This is a genomic window from Peribacillus sp. NPDC058075, from assembly GCF_042885195.1.
In the GTDB taxonomy this organism is placed as follows: Bacteria; Bacillota; Bacilli; order Bacillales; family DSM-1321; genus Peribacillus.
Genome location: NZ_JBHVSL010000007.1, coordinates 59,885 through 79,680 on the forward strand (window position 1 = coordinate 59,885; position 19,796 = coordinate 79,680).

17 protein-coding genes, 9 tRNA genes and 2 rRNA genes are annotated in these 19,796 nt (G+C 40.1%); 5 read left to right on the forward strand and 23 right to left on the reverse strand.

Features of this window, described 5'->3' with window-relative positions; translation table 11 throughout:
* Positions 1 to 38 precede the first annotated feature (38 nt).
* Positions 39 to 1,733, reverse strand: a complete 1,695-nt coding sequence (locus tag ACFVS1_RS25110) for a methyl-accepting chemotaxis protein (RefSeq protein ID WP_352927808.1) — start codon at positions 1,731 to 1,733, stop codon at positions 39 to 41.
* Positions 1,734 to 1,746: 13 nt separating this feature from the next.
* Entirely contained in the window at positions 1,747 to 2,916 is a 1,170-nt protein-coding gene (locus tag ACFVS1_RS25115) for an ATP-grasp domain-containing protein (protein WP_387551765.1), read from the reverse strand.
* Positions 2,917 to 3,281: 365 nt separating this feature from the next.
* Here ACFVS1_RS25115 and ACFVS1_RS25120 point away from each other — a divergent pair, with 365 nt between their 5' ends.
* Genes ACFVS1_RS25120 through ACFVS1_RS25130 form a run of 3 tightly spaced genes read left to right on the forward strand, consistent with a single transcriptional unit; the run spans position 3,282 to position 6,756 of the window.
* On the forward strand, positions 3,282 to 5,027 hold the full coding sequence (locus ACFVS1_RS25120; RefSeq protein WP_387551767.1) for an ABC transporter ATP-binding protein: 1,746 nt from the start codon (positions 3,282 to 3,284) through the stop codon (positions 5,025 to 5,027).
* A 23-nt stretch (positions 5,028 to 5,050) separates the two neighbouring features.
* On the forward strand, positions 5,051 to 5,725 hold the full coding sequence (locus tag ACFVS1_RS25125; RefSeq protein ID WP_352927816.1) for a response regulator: 675 nt from the start codon (positions 5,051 to 5,053) through the stop codon (positions 5,723 to 5,725).
* Positions 5,722 to 6,756: a sensor histidine kinase gene (locus ACFVS1_RS25130; protein WP_352927819.1), complete on the forward strand. Its 1,035-nt coding sequence runs from the start codon at positions 5,722 to 5,724 to the stop codon at positions 6,754 to 6,756. The genes ACFVS1_RS25125 and ACFVS1_RS25130 overlap by 4 nt, the downstream gene beginning before the upstream one ends.
* A 344-nt stretch (positions 6,757 to 7,100) precedes the next feature.
* On the opposite strand, the gene ACFVS1_RS25135 is transcribed toward ACFVS1_RS25130, so the two are convergent.
* Together ACFVS1_RS25135 and ACFVS1_RS25140 are read right to left on the reverse strand one after the other, a co-directional pair.
* Entirely contained in the window at positions 7,101 to 7,958 is an 858-nt protein-coding gene (locus ACFVS1_RS25135; RefSeq protein WP_387551770.1) for a CPBP family intramembrane glutamic endopeptidase, read from the reverse strand.
* An 84-nt stretch (positions 7,959 to 8,042) separates the two neighbouring features.
* Positions 8,043 to 8,600, reverse strand: coding sequence for a hypothetical protein (locus ACFVS1_RS25140; RefSeq protein WP_387551773.1), 558 nt, complete (start codon positions 8,598 to 8,600; stop codon positions 8,043 to 8,045).
* 138 nt (positions 8,601 to 8,738) lie between these two features.
* Between ACFVS1_RS25140 and ACFVS1_RS25145 the strand changes: the two genes are divergently transcribed.
* Complete coding sequence (locus ACFVS1_RS25145; RefSeq protein WP_352927826.1) at positions 8,739 to 8,864, forward strand: hypothetical protein; 126 nt, start codon at positions 8,739 to 8,741, stop codon at positions 8,862 to 8,864.
* Between the two features lie 97 nt (positions 8,865 to 8,961).
* Here the strand turns inward: ACFVS1_RS25145 and ACFVS1_RS25150 are convergent, their stop codons facing one another.
* From ACFVS1_RS25150 to sigW, 7 genes are all read right to left on the reverse strand, one after another.
* Positions 8,962 to 9,333 carry an iron chaperone gene (locus ACFVS1_RS25150; RefSeq protein WP_352927829.1) on the reverse strand — a complete coding sequence of 124 codons (372 nt, stop codon included), beginning with the start codon at positions 9,331 to 9,333 and terminating at the stop codon, positions 8,962 to 8,964.
* Between the two features lie 359 nt (positions 9,334 to 9,692).
* Complete coding sequence (gene glmS / locus ACFVS1_RS25155) at positions 9,693 to 11,495, reverse strand: glutamine--fructose-6-phosphate transaminase (isomerizing) (RefSeq protein WP_352927832.1); 1,803 nt, start codon at positions 11,493 to 11,495, stop codon at positions 9,693 to 9,695.
* 464 nt (positions 11,496 to 11,959) lie between these two features.
* The gene (gene glmM, locus ACFVS1_RS25160; RefSeq protein WP_387551778.1) at positions 11,960 to 13,309 is read right to left on the reverse strand and encodes a phosphoglucosamine mutase; all 1,350 of its coding nucleotides are present in this window, start codon (positions 13,307 to 13,309) and stop codon (positions 11,960 to 11,962) included.
* A 56-nt stretch (positions 13,310 to 13,365) separates the two neighbouring features.
* Positions 13,366 to 14,742 (reverse strand): CdaR family protein, encoded by a 1,377-nt coding sequence (locus ACFVS1_RS25165; protein ID WP_387551781.1) that lies wholly within the window; start codon positions 14,740 to 14,742, stop codon positions 13,366 to 13,368.
* A complete protein-coding gene (gene cdaA, locus ACFVS1_RS25170) occupies positions 14,735 to 15,559 on the reverse strand; it encodes a diadenylate cyclase CdaA (protein WP_137020543.1) in 825 nt (274 codons plus the stop codon). The genes ACFVS1_RS25165 and cdaA overlap by 8 nt, the downstream gene beginning before the upstream one ends.
* 208 nt (positions 15,560 to 15,767) lie before the next feature.
* On the reverse strand, positions 15,768 to 16,391 hold the full coding sequence (locus ACFVS1_RS25175) for an anti-sigma factor family protein (protein ID WP_352927841.1): 624 nt from the start codon (positions 16,389 to 16,391) through the stop codon (positions 15,768 to 15,770).
* Positions 16,392 to 16,407: 16 nt separating this feature from the next.
* Positions 16,408 to 16,971 (reverse strand): RNA polymerase sigma factor SigW, encoded by a 564-nt coding sequence (gene sigW, locus ACFVS1_RS25180; protein WP_048685727.1) that lies wholly within the window; start codon positions 16,969 to 16,971, stop codon positions 16,408 to 16,410.
* Between the two features lie 172 nt (positions 16,972 to 17,143).
* Here sigW and ACFVS1_RS25185 point away from each other — a divergent pair, with 172 nt between their 5' ends.
* Complete coding sequence (locus ACFVS1_RS25185) at positions 17,144 to 17,329, forward strand: aspartyl-phosphate phosphatase Spo0E family protein (RefSeq protein WP_352927844.1); 186 nt, start codon at positions 17,144 to 17,146, stop codon at positions 17,327 to 17,329.
* Between the two features lie 138 nt (positions 17,330 to 17,467).
* Here the strand turns inward: ACFVS1_RS25185 and rocF are convergent, their stop codons facing one another.
* The 12 genes from rocF to ACFVS1_RS25245 all read right to left on the reverse strand — a co-directional run.
* Positions 17,468 to 18,370: an arginase gene (gene rocF / locus ACFVS1_RS25190; RefSeq protein ID WP_387551787.1), complete on the reverse strand. Its 903-nt coding sequence runs from the start codon at positions 18,368 to 18,370 to the stop codon at positions 17,468 to 17,470.
* 209 nt (positions 18,371 to 18,579) lie between these two features.
* Positions 18,580 to 18,655: transfer RNA gene (locus tag ACFVS1_RS25195), tRNA-Ala, on the reverse strand.
* 21 nt (positions 18,656 to 18,676) lie between these two features.
* Positions 18,677 to 18,748 (reverse strand) — tRNA-Gly (locus ACFVS1_RS25200).
* A gap of 3 nt (positions 18,749 to 18,751) precedes the next feature.
* A tRNA-Gln gene (locus ACFVS1_RS25205) sits at positions 18,752 to 18,826 on the reverse strand.
* A 104-nt stretch (positions 18,827 to 18,930) separates the two neighbouring features.
* Positions 18,931 to 19,014, reverse strand: a tRNA-Tyr gene (locus ACFVS1_RS25210).
* A gap of 18 nt (positions 19,015 to 19,032) precedes the next feature.
* A tRNA-Thr gene (locus ACFVS1_RS25215) sits at positions 19,033 to 19,108 on the reverse strand.
* Between the two features lie 15 nt (positions 19,109 to 19,123).
* Positions 19,124 to 19,199: transfer RNA gene (locus tag ACFVS1_RS25220), tRNA-Val, on the reverse strand.
* A 17-nt stretch (positions 19,200 to 19,216) separates the two neighbouring features.
* Positions 19,217 to 19,291, reverse strand: a tRNA-Glu gene (locus ACFVS1_RS25225).
* 31 nt (positions 19,292 to 19,322) lie between these two features.
* Positions 19,323 to 19,395 (reverse strand) — tRNA-Thr (locus ACFVS1_RS25230).
* Between the two features lie 3 nt (positions 19,396 to 19,398).
* Positions 19,399 to 19,473, reverse strand: a tRNA-Asn gene (locus ACFVS1_RS25235).
* A 45-nt stretch (positions 19,474 to 19,518) separates the two neighbouring features.
* Positions 19,519 to 19,634 (reverse strand): 5S ribosomal RNA (gene rrf, locus ACFVS1_RS25240).
* Between the two features lie 74 nt (positions 19,635 to 19,708).
* Positions 19,709 to 19,796 (reverse strand): 23S ribosomal RNA (locus ACFVS1_RS25245); the annotation flags it as partial.

Below are 19,796 nucleotides of genomic sequence, written 5' to 3' on the forward strand. Positions count from 1 at the left end.
TTATAACGAAAGGTTTTTTAGTTGTTTACATCAAATATTTATTTTTCGGTAATGAACTTCTCTACCATTTCTTCTAAAATCGCCGATTCATTTGCTAAATCTTGATTTTGTTCCTTCAGTCCAGTCATTATTGTACTTTGTTGAATGGCAGCTGCCGAGATTTGCTCCGTTGTTGCGACTCCTTCTTCTGATATCGCCGCAATCTCCTGAATGGATGCCAGGCTTTCATCCGAAGACTCATTGATTTTTTTCGAATGGGCGGCTAAATGTTCCGTGCCTTTCAGCAATTTCTCTACGGATTCAAATATCTTATTGAAAATCTCGCCATTGTTTTCCACTAAGGAAACACCATTTAATATATCTTGAAAACTCTCATCATTATTTTGGATGACTTTGGCTGTTTGTTCATTAATCCGCATAATGGATTCTGAAATGATATCGATGGATTCATCTGTTTGCACAGCCAATTTTTGCACCTCTTGAGCGACTACGGCAAACCCTCTGCCCGCGTCCCCCGCCCGTGCCGCTTCAATGGAAGCATTCAGGGATAGCAGGTTCGTTTGAGAAGCAATTACCCTTATTAAGCCAATCACTTCATTTATCTTCACTACATCCTCTTCCAGGCTCACCAAATTGGCTTTGGTTGCTTGGCCGTTTTCCATGATTTTATCCATCTGGCTCGTTACATCTTGCACTTGCTTACTTCCTTGTTCAGCAAGTGTATTCGTATGCATCGTAAATTCATTCATTTCATTCGTTTGCTCGTTCATCAAACGGATTGTATCCGATAAGTCACTGATCATGTTGGAAATTCGGTCAATATGATGGGCACGTTCTTCCGAAGCTTTTGCTTCTTCCGTTGTCCCCGTCACGATCTGGCCATAGGATTCCACCATCTCTTCAAAGGATTGCTGAATGGACACGGTCGTTTGATTCATCGTTTGGGCATGTTCACGGACATTCTGGATAATATGCGCCAAACTCAATCTCATATCTTCGAATCCATTTGACAGATCGCCAATCTCATCCTGTCTGCCAACGGGAATGGATTTACTTAAATCCCCTTTTGCCATTTCATTCGTGTATCCAACAAGTTCATTGACGGGCCCCGAAATCTTTTTCCCGATGACAACGGCGCACAACACACCTAATATAATGGCACTTGCCAGGAATAAGATATTATAGAATATCATTGTGCTTTTCAATTCATCAATGAATTTTGCATCCATATCGATTCCGACAATCGCATCCGTTCCTTCGATTGGCGTAAAGTATGACTTGTGTGTCCCCCACTTATCTTTATATATTTCACTTAATACTTCTTCTTTTCCATTTATCGATTTTGCCTGTTCCGGCGTGAAGGGGGATTCCACCATGTAGTCCTCGCTGCCGTTCAAGGCTACAATCATGTCGGAATCGTTCTCCCGCATCAAAACATAAACATATTCGATTCCCTTTTTATCTTTAACAAAGGCATCCAACTCCCGCTTAATCTCTTCTCCCCGTACCGAAGCCTTGTTTATCAAGGTGGGATTGAGGCTTGCTGCCAAACTATGGGCATTTTCTGAAAGACGATCATCGAATTGCGGAAGGACATTCTCATTGATCATTTTATTAGTCATATAGGAAAAGCAAAGGCCCATGGCCCCTGCGAAAAGTACGAAAGGAATAATATAAAATAAAAATAGTTTTGCCAATAGAGATTTTTTAGGATTCAGCTTTGAAAATCTCATTTCCATGTCCCCCTTAGTTGAAAACCATGTGTTTTATAGTCAAATATGGTATTAAATCCAAATGAAGCAATTGGAGATTTTTATTCAAATCCTCACTTCTATAAAAGATGATGGCCATGCTCCGGTCATTTTGGAAAGGAAGCTGCCTATATTCCAAGACATGTTCGAATTCATGACAAAGTCCTTCATGATCAATATGTGCAACATCTTCCAGATTGATTTCCAGTGGAACCTCTGCAAAGAAAAAGCTATATATATGATCGTCCATCTCTTCCAATATCCGATTCCAATCCGGTTTCGTTCCTGAAAAATAGTGTTCATACATATTCATTCCATAGGCATGGAAACCTAGATCCGTTGTACCCGCCCCGGCAAAACGCAAGGGATTGATTTCGATGGGTATCACCCTGTCACCTTTTTTGCGTATTTCAAAGTGTACCGGGTAATTCCTAAGGGGAAGGACCGTTTGGATATTCTTCATGAACTTCAGTGCATCATGATAGATTTCATTAATGGCCAACTTCGAAGTATAATAAATTCGATCGGAAGTATCGTAATCATCCTTGAATAGTCGCTTAAAGACATTCAAGATGACCGGTTCACCATCTTGATTGTAATAACCATCAATCGCATACTCTTCACCCTGAATCCACTCTTCTATTAAAACGGTCTGGGAACCGATCACCATTGAATCATATAATCCATCCGAATGAAGTAAATCCGCTTTAAGCTGGTTCACGGCTATATCCCAATCCTGCTCATTCTTGACTTTGTGCACCCCTACACTTGAGTAGCCAATATTGGGTTTGATAACTACCGGAAACGGTATTTGACTTTTATCCAGGTCACTTATCTTGGATAAATCAATATCTTGGAAATAGAAATCAGGATATAAAGATTTCGTCAAATTTCGCACCTCACTCTTATCCTTCAATAACTTTGACCAAATGTATTCATTACTATTCGGTTGAAAATGACCTAATAATGTTATGCCATTTTCAGAGTTAGTAAGAATTCTTTTGTCCATTTCCATAGACTTGAAAAATTCTGTATCCTTTTGAATGTTTAGCTTTTCTGATGTTAATCTGTCTCCCCATTGCCCTTGTTCCAACACTGGAATTCGCTTTTCCTCTAGCACCTTTAGAAGAATTGGCGACACAATGGACTCATTCAAAATAATCATTTTTTCCACCTAACTTATACTTTTTTTGTATCTCCATATTTAATCGGTTAAAACCGGTAAGTTTTTAGCTTATATAGGTATTTATTATTAAAAGCTCATGAAAAATCAAGATATGACTATATCTTTTTACCTATATCCCTTAATTTAAAATGCATATGAGGGCATGAAAAAAGTATATTTAATTTTCTTGTATCATCATAAAAAAGAGCCGACACTATTTTAAATGTCCGCCATATTTTTTCAAATTTATCATTCAGAAAAAGTTCACCAGAATTTGCTTGGAATAACTATACTAGTTCATATTCAATTCATAACTTCTTTATATACTTCTCTATAATGAAAACCAAGAAAGGGTGTATTTACATATGTCAGAAGCAAAAAATCAAAAAGGTTGGCGCCAGTTCATTCGGTTGGTTCAACAAACGAAGCCTTCAAAACTAATGATAGGGCTTGCATTAGCATTATGCCTAGGTACAACAGGTGTAGGTTTAATGGTCCCTCTATTCACAAAAAATCTAATTAATGATTTTTCAATCCGTTCACTAAGCACTGAACGGATTACCCTTCTCGTTCTTGCCATCATTGTTCAAGCATTGGCCAGTGGATTTTCCATCTATTTATTAAATCGGATCGGTCAATCTGTAGTGGCGGGTATCCGCGATCAACTATGGAAAAAATTACTCGTATTACCCGTGAGTTATTTTGATGAACATCCATCAGGAGAAACGGTCAGCCGAATGACAAATGATACAACTGTAGTGAAGGGATTGATATCTGAACACCTCTCTAATTTCGTTACTGGAATCATTTCCATCGTAGGTTCCATGATCGTGTTATTCGTACTGGATTGGAAAATGACGTTATTGATGTTCATTGCCATTCCACTCTCTGTTTTGATAGTAATGCCATTAGGGAAAAAAATGCATAAAATTTCAAAAGGGATGCAGGATGAGACAGCAAGCTTCACCGCGGTCCTTCAGCAGGTGCTAACGGAAATACGCCTTGTAAAAGCTTCGAATGCAGAAGCTTTGGAATATCAAAATGGAAAAAAAGGCATCCATAAATTATTTCAATTCGGATTAAAAGAGGCAAAAATCCAAGCATTGATTGCACCGCTTATGAGTTTTGTGATGATGGCATTACTCGTGCTTATTTTAGGTTATGGTGGAATGCGCGTTTCTTCAGGAGCCCTGACTGCTGGAGCTCTAGTTGCATTCATCATGTATCTTTTCCAAATAATTATGCCAATGGCTCAATTAGCCAGTTTCTTTACACAATTCCAAAAAGCAACGGGTGCAACAGAGCGCATCATTTCCATTCTGGATTCAGTGGAGGAAGAAGATGCGATGCAGCCCGTTCAAAATATAGGTCAATCAATCAGCGTGGAGAACCTGAACTATAGTTACAATAATGGAGAACAGGTACTTAAAGATATAAGCTTTAACGTTGAAGCCGGAAAGGTCACGGCAATTGTCGGCCCAAGCGGCAGCGGAAAAACAACCCTTTTTTCATTACTCGAGCGTTTTTACAAACCACAGCAAGGGGCCATATCCATAGGCGGGGAAAACATAAATGATTTCACACTGCTTTCATGGAGAAGCCAGATTGGATATGTTTCACAAGAAAGCCCGATTGTATCAGGTACAATTCGAGATAATATTTGTTATGGCATCGATGGGGATATAACGGATGATGAATTGAATAAAGTGGCTAAAATGGCATATGCAGATCAGTTTATTTCTGAGCTTCCGAACGGATATGATACAGAGGTTGGTGAAAGGGGCATGAAATTATCAGGCGGTCAAAGACAAAGAATCGCGATCGCTCGTGCGTTTTTAAGAAACCCTAGAATATTAATGCTTGATGAAGCTACTTCCAGCCTAGACAGCAAATCAGAAAAAGTTGTTCAACAGGCGTTAAATGATTTAATGAAAGGCCGAACAACAATCGTTATCGCCCACCGCCTATCGACCGTTATCGGTTCAGATCAAATCATCTTCCTTGAAAAAGGCAAAATAACAGGCAGCGGAACACATAAGGAGCTATATAATACGCACTCATTATATCGCGAATTTGCCGAACAGCAGTTACACAAACTTGAACTGGCCTAATTCACCGAAAGGATGGAAGAATGATGACAAAAATATTGATAGTCGATGATGATGCACATATTCGCGAACTTATAAACCTGTTGTTAAGAAAAGAAGGATTTGATCTATATGAAGCCTCGGATGGACTGCAAGCATTGAAAGTAATGGAGAAAGTGAAAATCGATTTGGCAGTCATCGACATTATGATGCCTAACATGGATGGATGGCAATTATGCAAGGAGTTACGGGAATTTAGTGATATCCCCATTTTAATGCTGACTGCAAAAGGGGAAACAACACAGAAAGTAAAAGGTTTCGGGCTTGGGGCAGATGATTATCTTGTAAAGCCATTTGAACCGATCGAATTGGTTCTGAGAATAAAGGCCTTACTAAAACGCTATAAAATCACTATTTCACAAACATTAAATATCGACGAATTAAAGATGAATCGCAACACACATGAAATTTCATTCAAAGAACTGGAATATACAATTCCCTTAAAAGAATTCGAATTGTTGTTTAAATTAGCAAGCTATCCTGGAAAAACTTTTTCCCGGGAAGATCTTATTGAAGACATTTGGGGTTATGATTATGAAGGTGATGAACGAACTGTCGATGTTCATATTAAAAGAGTGCGAGAACGGTTTCCAGAATCGGAATTCCCCTTCCGGATTAAAACGATTTGGGGATTGGGCTACCGTTTGGAGATAACGAGATGAGAAGCAATCAATTTTTCAAACAAATGTTTGGCACGCTGTTTTTTGTTACATTTATTTCAATTTGCTTTTCCGCCGGATATTTTATCATTGAACTATTGCCCTTAAGGTTAACCGATTATGTTCAGTTTCTGGCCACTATCATGACAAGCATCGCAATCATGATATCCATCGGTTATCTTATCCGCGCTATCCACCACAATAAACGGGTAAATATTTACCTCGAGATCATTGATGCCTTAAGGAAAATAGCAAATGGCGATTATAATGTACAATTGGATTTTAAAATGGAAAAGCGAAACGAAATGACGGATATCATTAACCACTTCAATCACATGGCCAAGCAATTGAAGCAAATGGAAGAAATGCGGCAGGAATTCATCTCTAACGTCTCACACGAAATCCAGTCGCCCCTTACCTCCATTGTAGGCTTTGCCCAAGCTCTTCAATTTAATAAGCTGACAATCGAAGAACGAAATCATTATCTTCATATAATTGAGACAGAGAGCCGGAGATTATCTAAATTAAGTGATAACCTTCTAAAGCTTACATCCCTTGAATCCGAGCATCATCCTTTTGAAAGGACAGATTTCCGGCTGGATCAGCAAATACGAACCATTATTTTGGCTTGTGAACCCGCTTGGTTGGAGAAAGAACTCGAATTGGATATATCCTTAGAAAAAGTTCCAATAGTTGCAGACCAGGATTTAATGAGCCAAGTATGGACAAATTTAATACACAATAGCATCAAATTCACCCGCCATCGCGGAAAGATCACGATTCGATTACAACAGATTGATAGCCTGGCATCCATAACGATATCCGACAATGGAATCGGCATTTCCGAAACTGACCAGTTCCACATATTCGAGCGTTTCTATAAAGCCGACCTGGCAAGGGAACGCTCAAAAAGCGGCAGCGGTCTAGGCCTATCCATCGTGAAAAGAATTATAGAGATGCATGAAGGAACCGTATCCGTGAAAAGTGAACTCGGAAAGGGAACGACCTTCACCATTCTGCTTCCTATTTCGTGAAGGGTTTTGTGATTGTTAAAAACCTTTTTATAAAAAAGGATAATCATTAATGCTCCTGTATTGTTAACAACACTGCCCGTTCGTTGATGATTATCCCCTTTAATGTCAAAGCTTCTGCGTAAATCCAGGTTTGTTATCAAGCAACTTTTCTTGTTGATCTATAACAAGGTAACTGGTTTATAGGATTGAATAATTTTAATCAGATTAATAACACTTATATTATAATCATTGGGGCGTGTCTGGAATCAAATCGGTTTCAATACCCAATGGTTAACAAACCAGCAAGAATTGTTGTGTCAATAAATATGGACGTCGATTTAAATGATATCGTTATATATTAAAATTTATTTTATTGTCAGGAAAAGAACATACATCAAAAACAACAAAATAATATATCTATCAAAGAATTTAACTTTTTCACTTTGAAAATGATTATTATTTCTTACTTTCATAAATAAAAAAGTTAATATAGATAGAAAAAGTATCAAACCAGTTATCGTAGTAATTGGAGATACCATTACCTTAAAATACGTTTCAGTAACCTTTTCCGGCAAATGCATGATGATCCTCATTATTTCATTCACTAAAAAGTGAAAAAAGATAGCTGGAACGATACTTCCAGTATAGATGGTTAATAGTGCAAGAGAGATACCCATTACAAATGCAAAAACCAAATTTCCCACCGTCATATGGTATAGGCTAAAAATAAGAGCACTTAAAATTATGGCCGATTTTATGTTCATTCTCTGATATTGTTCTAATAATATACCCCTAAAAAGAATCTCTTCACTAATTGCCACTGAAAAGCCAATCATAATGCTGTAAAAACTTATGTTTTTACTACTCTCCATAAGAGTACCAACAATTTTTTCAGCAGTTAGCCATTCGCCCGTTAGTAGATAATATTGGGTCCTACCAAAAAACACAGTCAGCATGTGAGCTATACCACCCATTAAAATACCAAGAAGAATATATTTTATATGTACCTTTTTAAGCATAATGCTTGATAAGGTTATTTTTTTCTTTTTAAAGAAAAGAAAAAGCACATAGATAATAACCAGTTTACTTATAAAGAAAAATAATTGTTTGTTTATTTGCAAAAAAAGTTCTTGTAATATAAGTTGTGCAAAAGGAAAAATAACCATAATTAGTATTGTTATATATAATATAAAGCGATGTGTTTGCTTAATATCAGTATCCATTCTTACCCCTTTGTGATACGATATTTTCAAATTTCAAAGAAACCCCTTTTTAGAATAAGGGTTTGTATTTGCACTATTGTCAACTTATTTTGTTGCTACTTTTTTATATTTAATGTAGGTTTCATTTCTTTGTTCTGATTTTATCAAATTACCAGTTGGACTGTATGTTGTTAGTGTTCCAGTCAATTTCCATGTTTCTTTGTATTGATTCCATTTTTTCGTTGCCGAATATACCTTTTCTCCACCACCAGAAATAACTAATTTACCGGCTATTTCCACATTGAAGGTAAGGTTAAGGCTCCATTTTGTAGTATCAGTCACTTTTTTGTGAAAGACACTTGATTGTCGTTTATCTGTGGCTGTTTTCCAAGTATATCGATTACAAGTAGCACACACTGGAGATATACCAATTCTAGTATTACTTATTTCTCCTATTTTTTCATCTACAAGTATAGGTATTTCTTGGCCTAAATGTACATCTGTGCTGATAAGAGTTGTATATTCTGTCGGAAACTTATCTGATTGGCTTTCCTCTTTTAAATCAACTTCTTTAGTTGGAGAACTTGCAAAGGTTGATATGGGATTAAACCCAAACAAAAATACAGGAATTATTAATATAAAAAGATATAGTAACTTCTTCATTTCTTCCCCCCCCACCTAATATTTTCTCCTTAAATACCCACTATGAATTTTTGATTTAATATAATATCTTAAGTAGTTTGGTTGTAATATTTGTATATTTCAATTTTATCAAAACCAAAAGCACAAGGAGTTCCAAATATGGAACTCCTTGTGCTTTTTTTGAACTTAAAACTATTTATGAATCGCAACCGTAAAGGTGAGGTCATAAGGACCGAGGAATCTGCCTTTTTGCCTATGGAGTTAGATCAGACGGCAGATATGTGATATAGCCTCAGGACCACCCACATCGTTTCACTTAACAGAAACACGAATAATGGATACTTTAATAGAGGGTCAGCTCACCCTTAATAATCAGCTTTTTTTATTTCCGCCAAAAGGTTGAACAGTCTGCCTTATCCAAGATGTTAAACTCGATCATTCTTTCAAGTAATGAGTAATCAACCGGACTGTCCCACTTGATACGTACCAACTGCTTGGTGTGATCATATCCGGCCTGTACGATTTCATCAGAGAAATGATCAATTCCTGCCTTTTCAGGGGCAACGGCGAAATGATGTTTGGCTACGCTAAAGCCAATGATATATGTGTCATGATCGGTAAACATAGGCTGATTCCATGCAATTTTCGGCATTAAATTTGGAAATTTCTTAGTTACCCAAGCAAAGACTTCTTCCGTTCGTTCCCTATGTTGTGGGTTATCAATATTCGCTAAAAATTCTGCAAAGACTTCCATGTCATTCTCTCCTAAATTAAAAAAATTTTATGAACACTTCATTTTCAGCATCGCCTAAATTTAATGCAAATATGGGTTTCTTTCAACAATGCACCATAGGAAGATCATTAACATTGCTCTAATGGATGCCGTGATTACCTACCGATGGATTTAATAGATTGCATTAAACAACTTTATTGTCACTGCACATCGTTTTCCTATTTTTTAGCCTGCTTTAAACCACTTATCAACCTGAGAGGTTTTCGTTGTTTTAAACATAAAAAATACCCCTTTGGCTAATCATAGCCAAAGGGGTAAAGCTTCGCAACTTTTTATAAACAGTTGATCTTTATTTAGATCTACATTGCATTCATTCCAACTTACTCAACCGTTACACTTTTCGCAAGATTACGCGGTTTATCCACGTCACATTCGCGGTGCAAGGCTGCGTAGTAAGCAATGAGCTGCAGCGGGATAACAGAGATAAGGGGTGTTAATAGTTCATTCACTTCCGGGATGACGAAACGGTCATCCTCTTCTTCAAGCCCCTTCATGGAAATGATGCAAGGGTTGGCGCCTCGGGCAACCACTTCCTTCACATTACCACGGATGCTTAAGTTGACGCCTGCTTGCGTAGCAAGTGCTATGACAGGTGTACCTTCTTCAATCAAGGCGATCGTTCCATGTTTAAGCTCTCCGCCTGCAAAGCCTTCAGCCTGAATGTATGAAATTTCTTTCAGCTTAAGGGCGCCTTCAAGCACGACATAGTAGTCAAGGGAACGGCCGATGAAGAAGCAGTTTCTCGTAACGGACAAATATTCACGGGCAATGTCTTCCATCTCTTCTTTCGAATCACATAGGGCTTCCATTGCTGTCGCAACGATTCCAAGCTCTTTTACAAGGTCGAAATCATACTCCATGTTACGGAAATGGCCAGTTACATTCGCTAAGATCGATAGGACCGCCACTTGAGCCGTGTAGGCCTTTGTAGAGGCAACGGCAATTTCAGGGCCAGCATGCAGCAAGAGCGTATAATCCGCTTCACGTGACAATGTAGAGCCAGGTACGTTCGTGATGGTCAGGGCTTTATGACCAAGCGCTTTGATGGACACTAACACGGCACGGCTATCTGCAGTTTCACCACTTTGTGAAATGAAGATGAATAGCGGTTTTTTCGATAATAACGGCATATTGTAAGTGAATTCAGATGCAACATGGACCTCTACCGGAATTTCAGTCATTTTTTCGATGAATTGCTTACCAATCAACCCTGCATGATAGCTGGTTCCGCAAGCGATGATATAAATACGGTCAGCCTCACTTACGGCTTCAGTAATGCTATAATCGATTGCAAGTTTACCTTCTTCATTTTGGTATGCTTGAATGATTTTACGTATGACAGCTGGCTGCTCGTCGACTTCTTTAAGCATATAGTGCGGATACGTACCTTTTTCGATATCACTTGCATCCAGTTCAGCAGTGTATGGAGCACGCATGACTTCTTCGTTGGAAAGGTTCTTGATCGTTACCTTTTCTTTTGTCACGATAACCATTTCCTTATCCATCAGTTCAAGGAATTGATCTGTGACTTGCAGCATCGCCATTGCATCCGAAGCGACAACGTTAAAGTCTTTTCCGACACCGATTAGAAGCGGGCTTTTATTTTTTGCGACTAAGATGGTTTCATCATTTTCAGCATCCAATAGGGCAATGGCATATGAACCCTCCAAAAGAGTGAGTGTTTGACGGAACGCCTCTTCCACTTCCATGCCCTCGTTTACGAACTTCTCTATCAGTTGAACGATGACTTCCGTATCCGTTTCACTTTTAAAGGCAACATCCTTCAAATATTCACGTTTTAGAATCGCATAGTTTTCAATGACCCCATTATGAACTAAAGTCAATCGACCTGAATTACTTTGGTGAGGATGGGCATTTTCACGGCTTGGCACACCATGGGTGGCCCAGCGTGTATGTCCTATTCCAGTATGTGCCATAGTATTTTCGTCCACGGCTCCGCGTAAGTCCGCGATTCTTCCCTTTTCCTTAAAGATTGTCACGCCTGCTTCATTTCTCACAGCAATCCCTGAAGAGTCATAACCGCGATATTCAAGTTTTTCAAGACCTTTTAATAAAATTTCCTTTGCATCGTTAAGTCCAATATATCCAACAATTCCACACATAATTTCTGCTCCTCCAACCGATTCGAGGGAACAGGAATGCACGGGGGCATCCCTGCCCCCTCATCTCTGATATATATTTTTATAAAGGAAATGCCTTAAAGCACTTTTTCCCTTTGTGCATTTCCAACCCTTTGTGCAGTAAGTTGCCCTACTGTTTTAAGATTGGAATTATTGCGGCTGTGCACTTCAGCCGGGAGGTATCCGCCGATCATTCGATAAACCTCCTCCTCGTCAACTAAGCCATTTCTCGTCCAGACTTAGTTCAGGCGCTTTTGTGAATCCGTTTCTCCTTGCCAACCCTCCTTTTTAACACAACCCTTTTCATAAAATGAGTTGTAAATCAGGATAATCATACCTTAAACAAGGGACATAGGTCAATTCTTTATTACCCAGACCTATAAAAAAGAACTTCTTTATAAAATATGCATAAAAGGAAATTTCGTTCCTTTTATGCATAGGATTAGTTATTCGTTCATACCCATTTCCGCTCTCACAACTGCGACGATGCGATCTACATAATTCGTGCATTCCTCAGCTGTCGGTGCTTCAGCCATAACACGGACTAGCGGTTCAGTACCGGATGGTCTCACCAAAATACGGCCATTTCCGTTCATTTCCCCTTCAACAGCCTTGATGACTTCCTGTACCTTTTCATTATCGGTCACAGCGTGTTTATCGGTAACTCTGACATTGATCAGCGTTTGTGGATATTTCTTCATCTCGCCAGCAAGCTCCGATAAGGTTTTTTGGGTATCGCTCATGATGTTCACAAGCTGTAAGCCCGTCAATAAGCCATCACCTGTCGTGTTATAGTCCAGGAAGATGATATGTCCGGATTGTTCACCGCCAAGGTTATAGCCGCCTTTTCGCATCTCCTCGACCACATAGCGATCCCCCACTGCCGTCTGGGCGCTTTGGATGCCATGCTCTTCAAGACCTTTATAAAAGCCAAGGTTGCTCATGATCGTAGAAACCACCGTTCCCTGTTTCAGACGGTTATTTTCTTTCAAGTATTTCGCACAGATATACATGATTTGGTCGCCGTCCACTATATTTCCTTTTTCATCTATGGCAATGACACGGTCTCCATCACCATCGAAAGCAAGTCCAACATCCGCACCTTTTTCTTTTAAGAATTCAGCAAGTGCTTCAGGATGGGTGGAACCTACCTTATCATTAATATTCAAGCCATTGGGCGATGCCCCCATTGTTGAGATGTCTGCATCAAGATCTGCAAACAAATGCATGGCCAAGGCAGATGTCGCCCCATGTGCACAATCAAGAGCAACATGAATGCCTGTAAAGTCTTCATCCACTGATTGCTTCAAGTACTGGAGGTACTTTTGCCCTCCTTCGAAATAATCGTTCAAATGGCCTAAATCTCCGCCAACCGGGCGTGGAAGTTCATCCTTTTCCATATCTAATAGAGCTTCAATTTCCGCTTCTTGATCATCGGATAACTTAAACCCATCCGGTCCAAAGAATTTAATGCCATTATCCGCTACCGGGTTATGCGAAGCGGAAATCATGACACCTGCTTCAGCACTTAAGGCCTTTGTTAAATAGGCAACTCCTGGTGTCGAAATGACCCCAAGGCGCATCACCTCAGCCCCAATGGATAAAAGACCGGCAACAAGCGCACCTTCCAGCATTTCACCTGAAATACGAGTATCGCGCCCTATCAGCACTTTTGGTTTTTCTGTATTTCTAGTAAGGACATAGCCACCAAAACGGCCTAGTTTAAATGCCAACTCCGGTGTTAATTCGCTATTCGCTATACCCCTTACTCCGTCTGTTCCAAAATATTTACCCATCTTTATCGCTCCTTCTTCGAATCGTTACTGAATTAAATGATGATGTTAAAGCAAGGTCATGTCTCTTCGTCTTTTTGTGTGATGGTTACCGAAATCGTTTTAGAATCCAGTTCCCAGTCCAATCCCTCAGGTACTGATACCGCCAAATCCACATCATGCGTACCTTCATCTAAATTACTCACATCTACTGTAAGATTAATGTCGTCTTTAGTTATTTTCTTCAATTCATCCGCCTCACCAAGCAAAGTGATGCTAGTTACTTCGGATTCCAATTCGGCATCTTGGTCATCCTGTATGCCCACAGGCACAATTTGTATATTGTTGAAAGTTTTAGACTCAATGGCAGCCGTTTCATCTTTTTCTTTTTCTTTTTCTTTTTCTTCCTCTTCTTCGACTACTTGCTCTTCTTGTTTTTGTTCAGTTTCCTGTTCTTTCTCTTTTACGACTGGCTCTGCACTCTCTTCATCCACATCCACTTTCTCGGTACGAATCTTGACCTTTGCCTTACCCAAGGACATTTTTTGTACACTTTCCGGTTTATTAAGATCTAGTTCCAGTTCTGTATCACCATCGATTTTCGAGATATTTACAGGAAGATTTATTTCATCAATTTTCTCCAGGTCCGATTCCGAACCGAATAAGGTGACCTCTTTTGGGTCAACACTCATGCTTGTGATCCTGATGCCATCCTTTGCCTTGCCAGTTTGCTTCGGTTCTATCGAAACCGTCTTGGAAGGAATGCTCACTTTTAAGGAAACGGCAACTGAAGATGGCTCGATCGTCACATCCAGCTTATTCAAGTCCCTGTCCAAGGCTTTAACGGTTGCCTTACCGTTCACCGTTTCGCTAAGTCCCTTACTTATTTCAAGGTTTGCCTTTACATACGAAATTTGTTCAATCGCATCTTTAGCACCCGTTATTTTGACAGTTTTCGGGCTGACTGTTGGCTGACCGGCGGTATATCCCTCTTCAAGTAAAGAGCTATTATACTCGGCTTCAACGGAGAATTCCTTCGTCACCCGTTCCTGAACGTTGACTTCGGCATATTCCGGATCGATTGTCGCCACTAGCTTTTCATTCAGCTCACTTATTTTAAATGTGACAGTTCTGTCCCCCATTGAGATTGCTGGATCAGATAGGTCTACATACACTTTAAAGTCCCTTTGGTTTTTCGCATTAATCAAGAGGCTTTTTGCTCCCTTAAGCGTAACATCAACCGTCTCCGGCACTCCGCTCACCACTAGATTCTCACGGTCATAGTAGACTTCAACCGGTACATTTTCAATAGTCTCCGTACTGATTTCAGGGGCTGTCGATAAACCAAGCGATTTTTTATCCGACTCCATCTCAAAGTTAATGGAAATGAATAAAAGTGCTGCCAAGGCAAAAGCTACGATTCTCATAAACCAAGCACTATTGGTGAATTTATCCATTCTTTTTCCCCCTCCAGTTAAAGATGCTTGAGGAAGTTGATTTGATGTTTTCCACTACCAGTTCACTTGTAAGCATGGCCTTAAATGATTCTTGATTCAAATCCCGGTAAAGTTCCCCGTTTTTAGTGACGGATATCCCTCCCGTTTCTTCTGAAACGACAATTGTAAGACTATCCGTAACTTCACTCATGCCTATGGCTGCCCTATGCCGTGTGCCAAGTTCCTTTGAAATGAATGGACTCTCTGATAATGGCAAATAGCAGGCTGCAGCTGCCACCTGGTTATTTTGCAAAATAACTGCGCCATCATGGAGCGGCGTATTAGGGATGAAGATATTAATGAGCAGTTCTGAAGAAATATAGGATTTTAGGGGGATCCCCGTTTCAACATAATCCCCAAGCTCCGTACCTTTTTCTATCGTAATCAAGGCTCCTATACGCCTTTTTGCCATATAGGTGGACGCCTTTAGGATTTCTTCGACTAAACGCTCTTGCTGATTCTCTTCTGGAACGGTGCCCCTTGCAAAGAGCTTCCCGCGTCCTAATTGTTCAAGTGCCCTTCTCAGTTCAGGTTGAAAAATGACGAGAATCGCCAATACTCCCCAATTCATGACTTGTGCCATTAACCATCCGAGTGTATTGAAACCAAACAGGTTGCTTAAGCTTTTTACAATGACAATTACAAAAATTCCTTTTAGCAGCTGAATAGCCTTCGTGCCTCGAATAATAGTTAACAATTTATATATCACAAACCATACAAGGAGAATATCAATGAAATTTACTACATAGTCCCAAACAGTCAAATTGGTTAAAGACATGTTGTTTCCTCCAGTCAGTATTACTCCAAATACCAATTACAATTTACAATAACCTTAATAGTATACCATTTTTTAAATGATACATCTAAAAACTAGTGTGAGAAATTTACATAGGAAAAACGAATCATGAAAAATGGTTCCCCTTTACTTAACAAAATAAAGCTGAGCGAAGTCACCGTAAATGAAAAACGGTGCCCTCTCCCAGCTTCTATTCCTTATTCTCCTCTTTAGCAGGAACCAACGAGGTTGCAGTGTCCTTTACTTTATACCACATCCACTCAAAAGCTTGGTCAATAACATGGATGCTCCCAGTCACATTCCCTGCCTTAGACATATATTTATGCCCATTTATGACTGTCACATCTCCCTTTACTTCACCATCTATTTGAATGTTACCATTTTGAACTACCACATTTCCCTTGATTGTCTCACCCTCAGGCACAATCACCGTTTCACCATCGACCACTAAGTTAGGCTGCTTTGATACTGAAAAATGTTCGTCCTGATTATAAGTGGAAAAAACAGATCCTGTCATCAATATGATGAACATCGCTGCCGCTGTCATGAAGGGATGGCTTTTGAACCAACGTTTGGCACCTGTTGTTTTCGTTTCCTTTGGCAATTGAGCCATAACCTTTGCTGTAAAGTCATCCGGGGCCTTTATATGGGAAGTGCTTTGTACAAGAGCGACCGCCTTTTTCATTTCATGAAAGTAATCCCGGCATTCAGCACAGTTATGCAAGTGCTCCCGTAAAACTTCTTTATGCTCCGGTTTGATGTCCTCATCTAAATAATCATGCATATATTCAATGATTTCCTCATGGCAGTTCATTTTTCTCACCTTCTTTTTATAAATGGCGTAGTTGTTTACGCAAGGCTTCCCGACCGCGATGTATCCTCGTCTTAACCGTACCGACCGGCAAATCGAGTATTTCACTGATTTCCTTTAATGATAACTCTTCAATATACTTCAATACGATGACCGATCGGTATTTCTCGGGCAATTTCATTATTTCCACTTGAATCGTTTCCTGCAGTTCTAAAGATTCAACTTCTTCCTCGGGTTTCGCCATATCCGATGCGATTTGGGAATACATATTCAATCCCTCTGTTCCGGCCACCTCTGCATCCAGATAGTAGTCCGGTTTTTTCTTGCGAAGCCGGTCAATACAAAGATTGGTCGCAATTCGATATAACCATGTAGAAAATTTCATTGTTATATTGAAACTGCGAATATTCACGTAGGCCCTTACAAAGGCCTCTTGTGCCAAATCTTCCGCTTCTTGCCTGTTTCCGAGCATCCTGAAACATATTTGGAAAACTTTGTCCTTGTAAATTTCGACAATTTCCCCAAATGCATTATGGTCTCCCTTTAATACTTGATTAATTCTCTCTTTAATGAGTGCATCCATTTTCCGGTATTACCCCCGCTCATGCGGCTATACGATTACTACGAATCGTAAGCTAAAAGGTTTCAAAAATTTAATACATTAATTTTAACAAAGTTTTACATTTTATGTTTAAAAAAAAAGAAACAGGGCTATATAGTAAGAAATTGTATAATTCAAGGGAGTGATTCTTTATATGACTGCTGAACAAATTTTAGATCATATTGAACAATACAGACAGAAAATGATGTTTTTGGCTTCCCGCTCTTCGATGGTGGATAATGAAGTTGTTGAAGTTAGCAGCAAATTGGATTCTTTAATCATCCAATACATCCATTTAACTAATAATGGAGACCCTACAGACAGACGTGCTCTCAAGTGAATACGGATATACGATGGCATCCATCAATCTATAACTATGTTCCTGTTACATACACCCTGGAAAATAAACCTACGCCTTCTAGCATATAAAAAACAGTAACCCATTACAAGCCGGTTACTGTTTCTTTTATTTTTCCAGTTATAATAATTTTTCTCCAAATAGCGAACCCATTAGGGCGACAGCAACGATTGCCGTTTTATTTCGCTCATCTAAAATGGGATTCACCTCTACGAATTCAGCTGATGTAATCAAGTTGGATTCCGCAAGCATTTCCATGGCCAAATGACTTTCCCGATAGCTTATACCACCAATCACCGGTGTCCCCACTCCGGGTGCATCTGCCGGGTCAACTCCATCCAAATCCAATGAAAGGTGAACACCATCCGTTCTTTCCCTTAGGTACTCCATGCACTCTTCCATGACCCGTGTCATTCCCAAACGGTCGATCTCATGCATCGTGAATACCCTAATCCCTTTCTCACGGATAAGTTCTTTTTCCCCTTCATCCAATGACCTTGCCCCAATTATTACGATGTTTTCCGGTTTCACTTTGGGAGCAAAACCATGGATATTGATTAGGTCAGGATGTCCAAGCCCGATACTGACAGCCAGGGGCATACCGTGTATATTCCCGGATGGTGAAGTATCTTCCGTATTTAAATCCCCGTGTGCGTCGTACCATATCACTCCTAAATTTTCATAGTGCTTTGCGACTCCTGCCAGTGTTCCTATGGCTATCGAATGGTCTCCTCCCAATACAAGCGGGAAGGAGCCTCCTTCTATTATTTCATCAACTTTTGCTGCAAGCAGGGTGTTACCCTTTGCCACAAGCTGTAAGTTTTTTAGATTTGTCCCAGGCTCATCTGCATTTTCAGGTCGCCCTACAATGATATCCCCTAAATCCTCTACTTCTATATTCAAACTTTCAAGCCGCTCGACAATCTCTGCGCAGCGAATGGCACTAGGTCCCATATCCACCCCTCGCCTTGCTTGACCAAGGTCCATAGGCAACCCGATGACGGAAATTTTCTGAATAGACATACAATTCCCCCTTTCCACCATTTTATATTGTATATGCCGATTGGTTCAACTCGACAATTCCATGTATAAAGATGCACGTTTTCCTATCACATATGTTTTTGGTGAATAAAGATCTTTCTTGCAATTAGTATGCCCAACTATGCCTTGAACAAAAAAAAGTCTTAAGCCATTTTTGGCTTAAGACGTAAGTTTTTGGTGTATGTAGTTGATGGTGGAGCCTAGCGGGATCGAACCGCTGACCTCCTGCGTGCAAGGCAGGCGCTCTCCCAGCTGAGCTAAGGCCCCTAAGGGATATGAAATATATTAAGCGGAAGACGGGATTCGAACCCGCGACCCCAACCTTGGCAAGGTTGTATTCTACCACTGAACTACTTCCGCAAATGGCTGGGCTAGAAGGGATCGAACCTTCGCATGACGGAATCAAAATCCGTTGCCTTACCGCTTGGCTATAGCCCAATATATGATATGCAATGATTAAAATTCAACAAAATAAAAAGGTGGTAATCATATAATTCCCCAATAAAGAGAATATATAACTGATCCACAGGATTTTATTAAAATGGTGGAGGGGGGCAGATTCGAACTGCCGAACCCAAAGGAGCGGATTTACAGTCCGCCGCGTTTAGCCACTTCGCTACCCCTCCGCAATATATGGTTGTAAATGGTGCCGGCAAGAGGACTTGAACCCCCAACCTACTGATTACAAGTCAGTTGCTCTACCAGTTGAGCTACACCGGCAAGTAAAGAATAAAATGGTGGAGGATGACGGGATCGAACCGCCGACCCTCTGCTTGTAAGGCAGATGCTCTCCCAGCTGAGCTAATCCTCCGGATTAATGATTTAAAATGGTGACCCGTACGGGATTCGAACCCGTGTTACCGCCGTGAAAGGGCGGTGTCTTAACCGCTTGACCAACGGGCCGAACTGTTTTTTGTTCATAGATAGATCGGGAAGCTCCCAAGCGGATTCGAACCGCTGACCTCTTCCTTACCATGGAAGTGCTCTACCTACTGAGCTATGGAAGCATATGGCTCCGCAGGTAGGACTCGAACCTACGACCGTTCGGTTAACAGCCGAATGCTCTACCACTGAGCTACTGCGGAATAATATAATGTTTCCTAAAACCCATTTAAAGATTTAAATGAACAGCCTGGCAACGTCCTACTCTCACAGGGGGAAACCCCCAACTACCATCGGCGCTGAAGAACTTAACTTCCGTGTTCGGAATGGGTACGGGTGTGACCTCTTCGCCATCATTGCCAGACTATATTCATTTTTGAAGAATTTTCATTCCTTCAAAACTAGATAATAAGAAGGTATTTCATTTTTTTAAAAGCGATGGTTAAGTCCTCGATCTATTAGTATCAGTCAGCTCCACATGTCACCATGCTTCCACCTCTGACCTATCAACCTGATCATCTTTCAG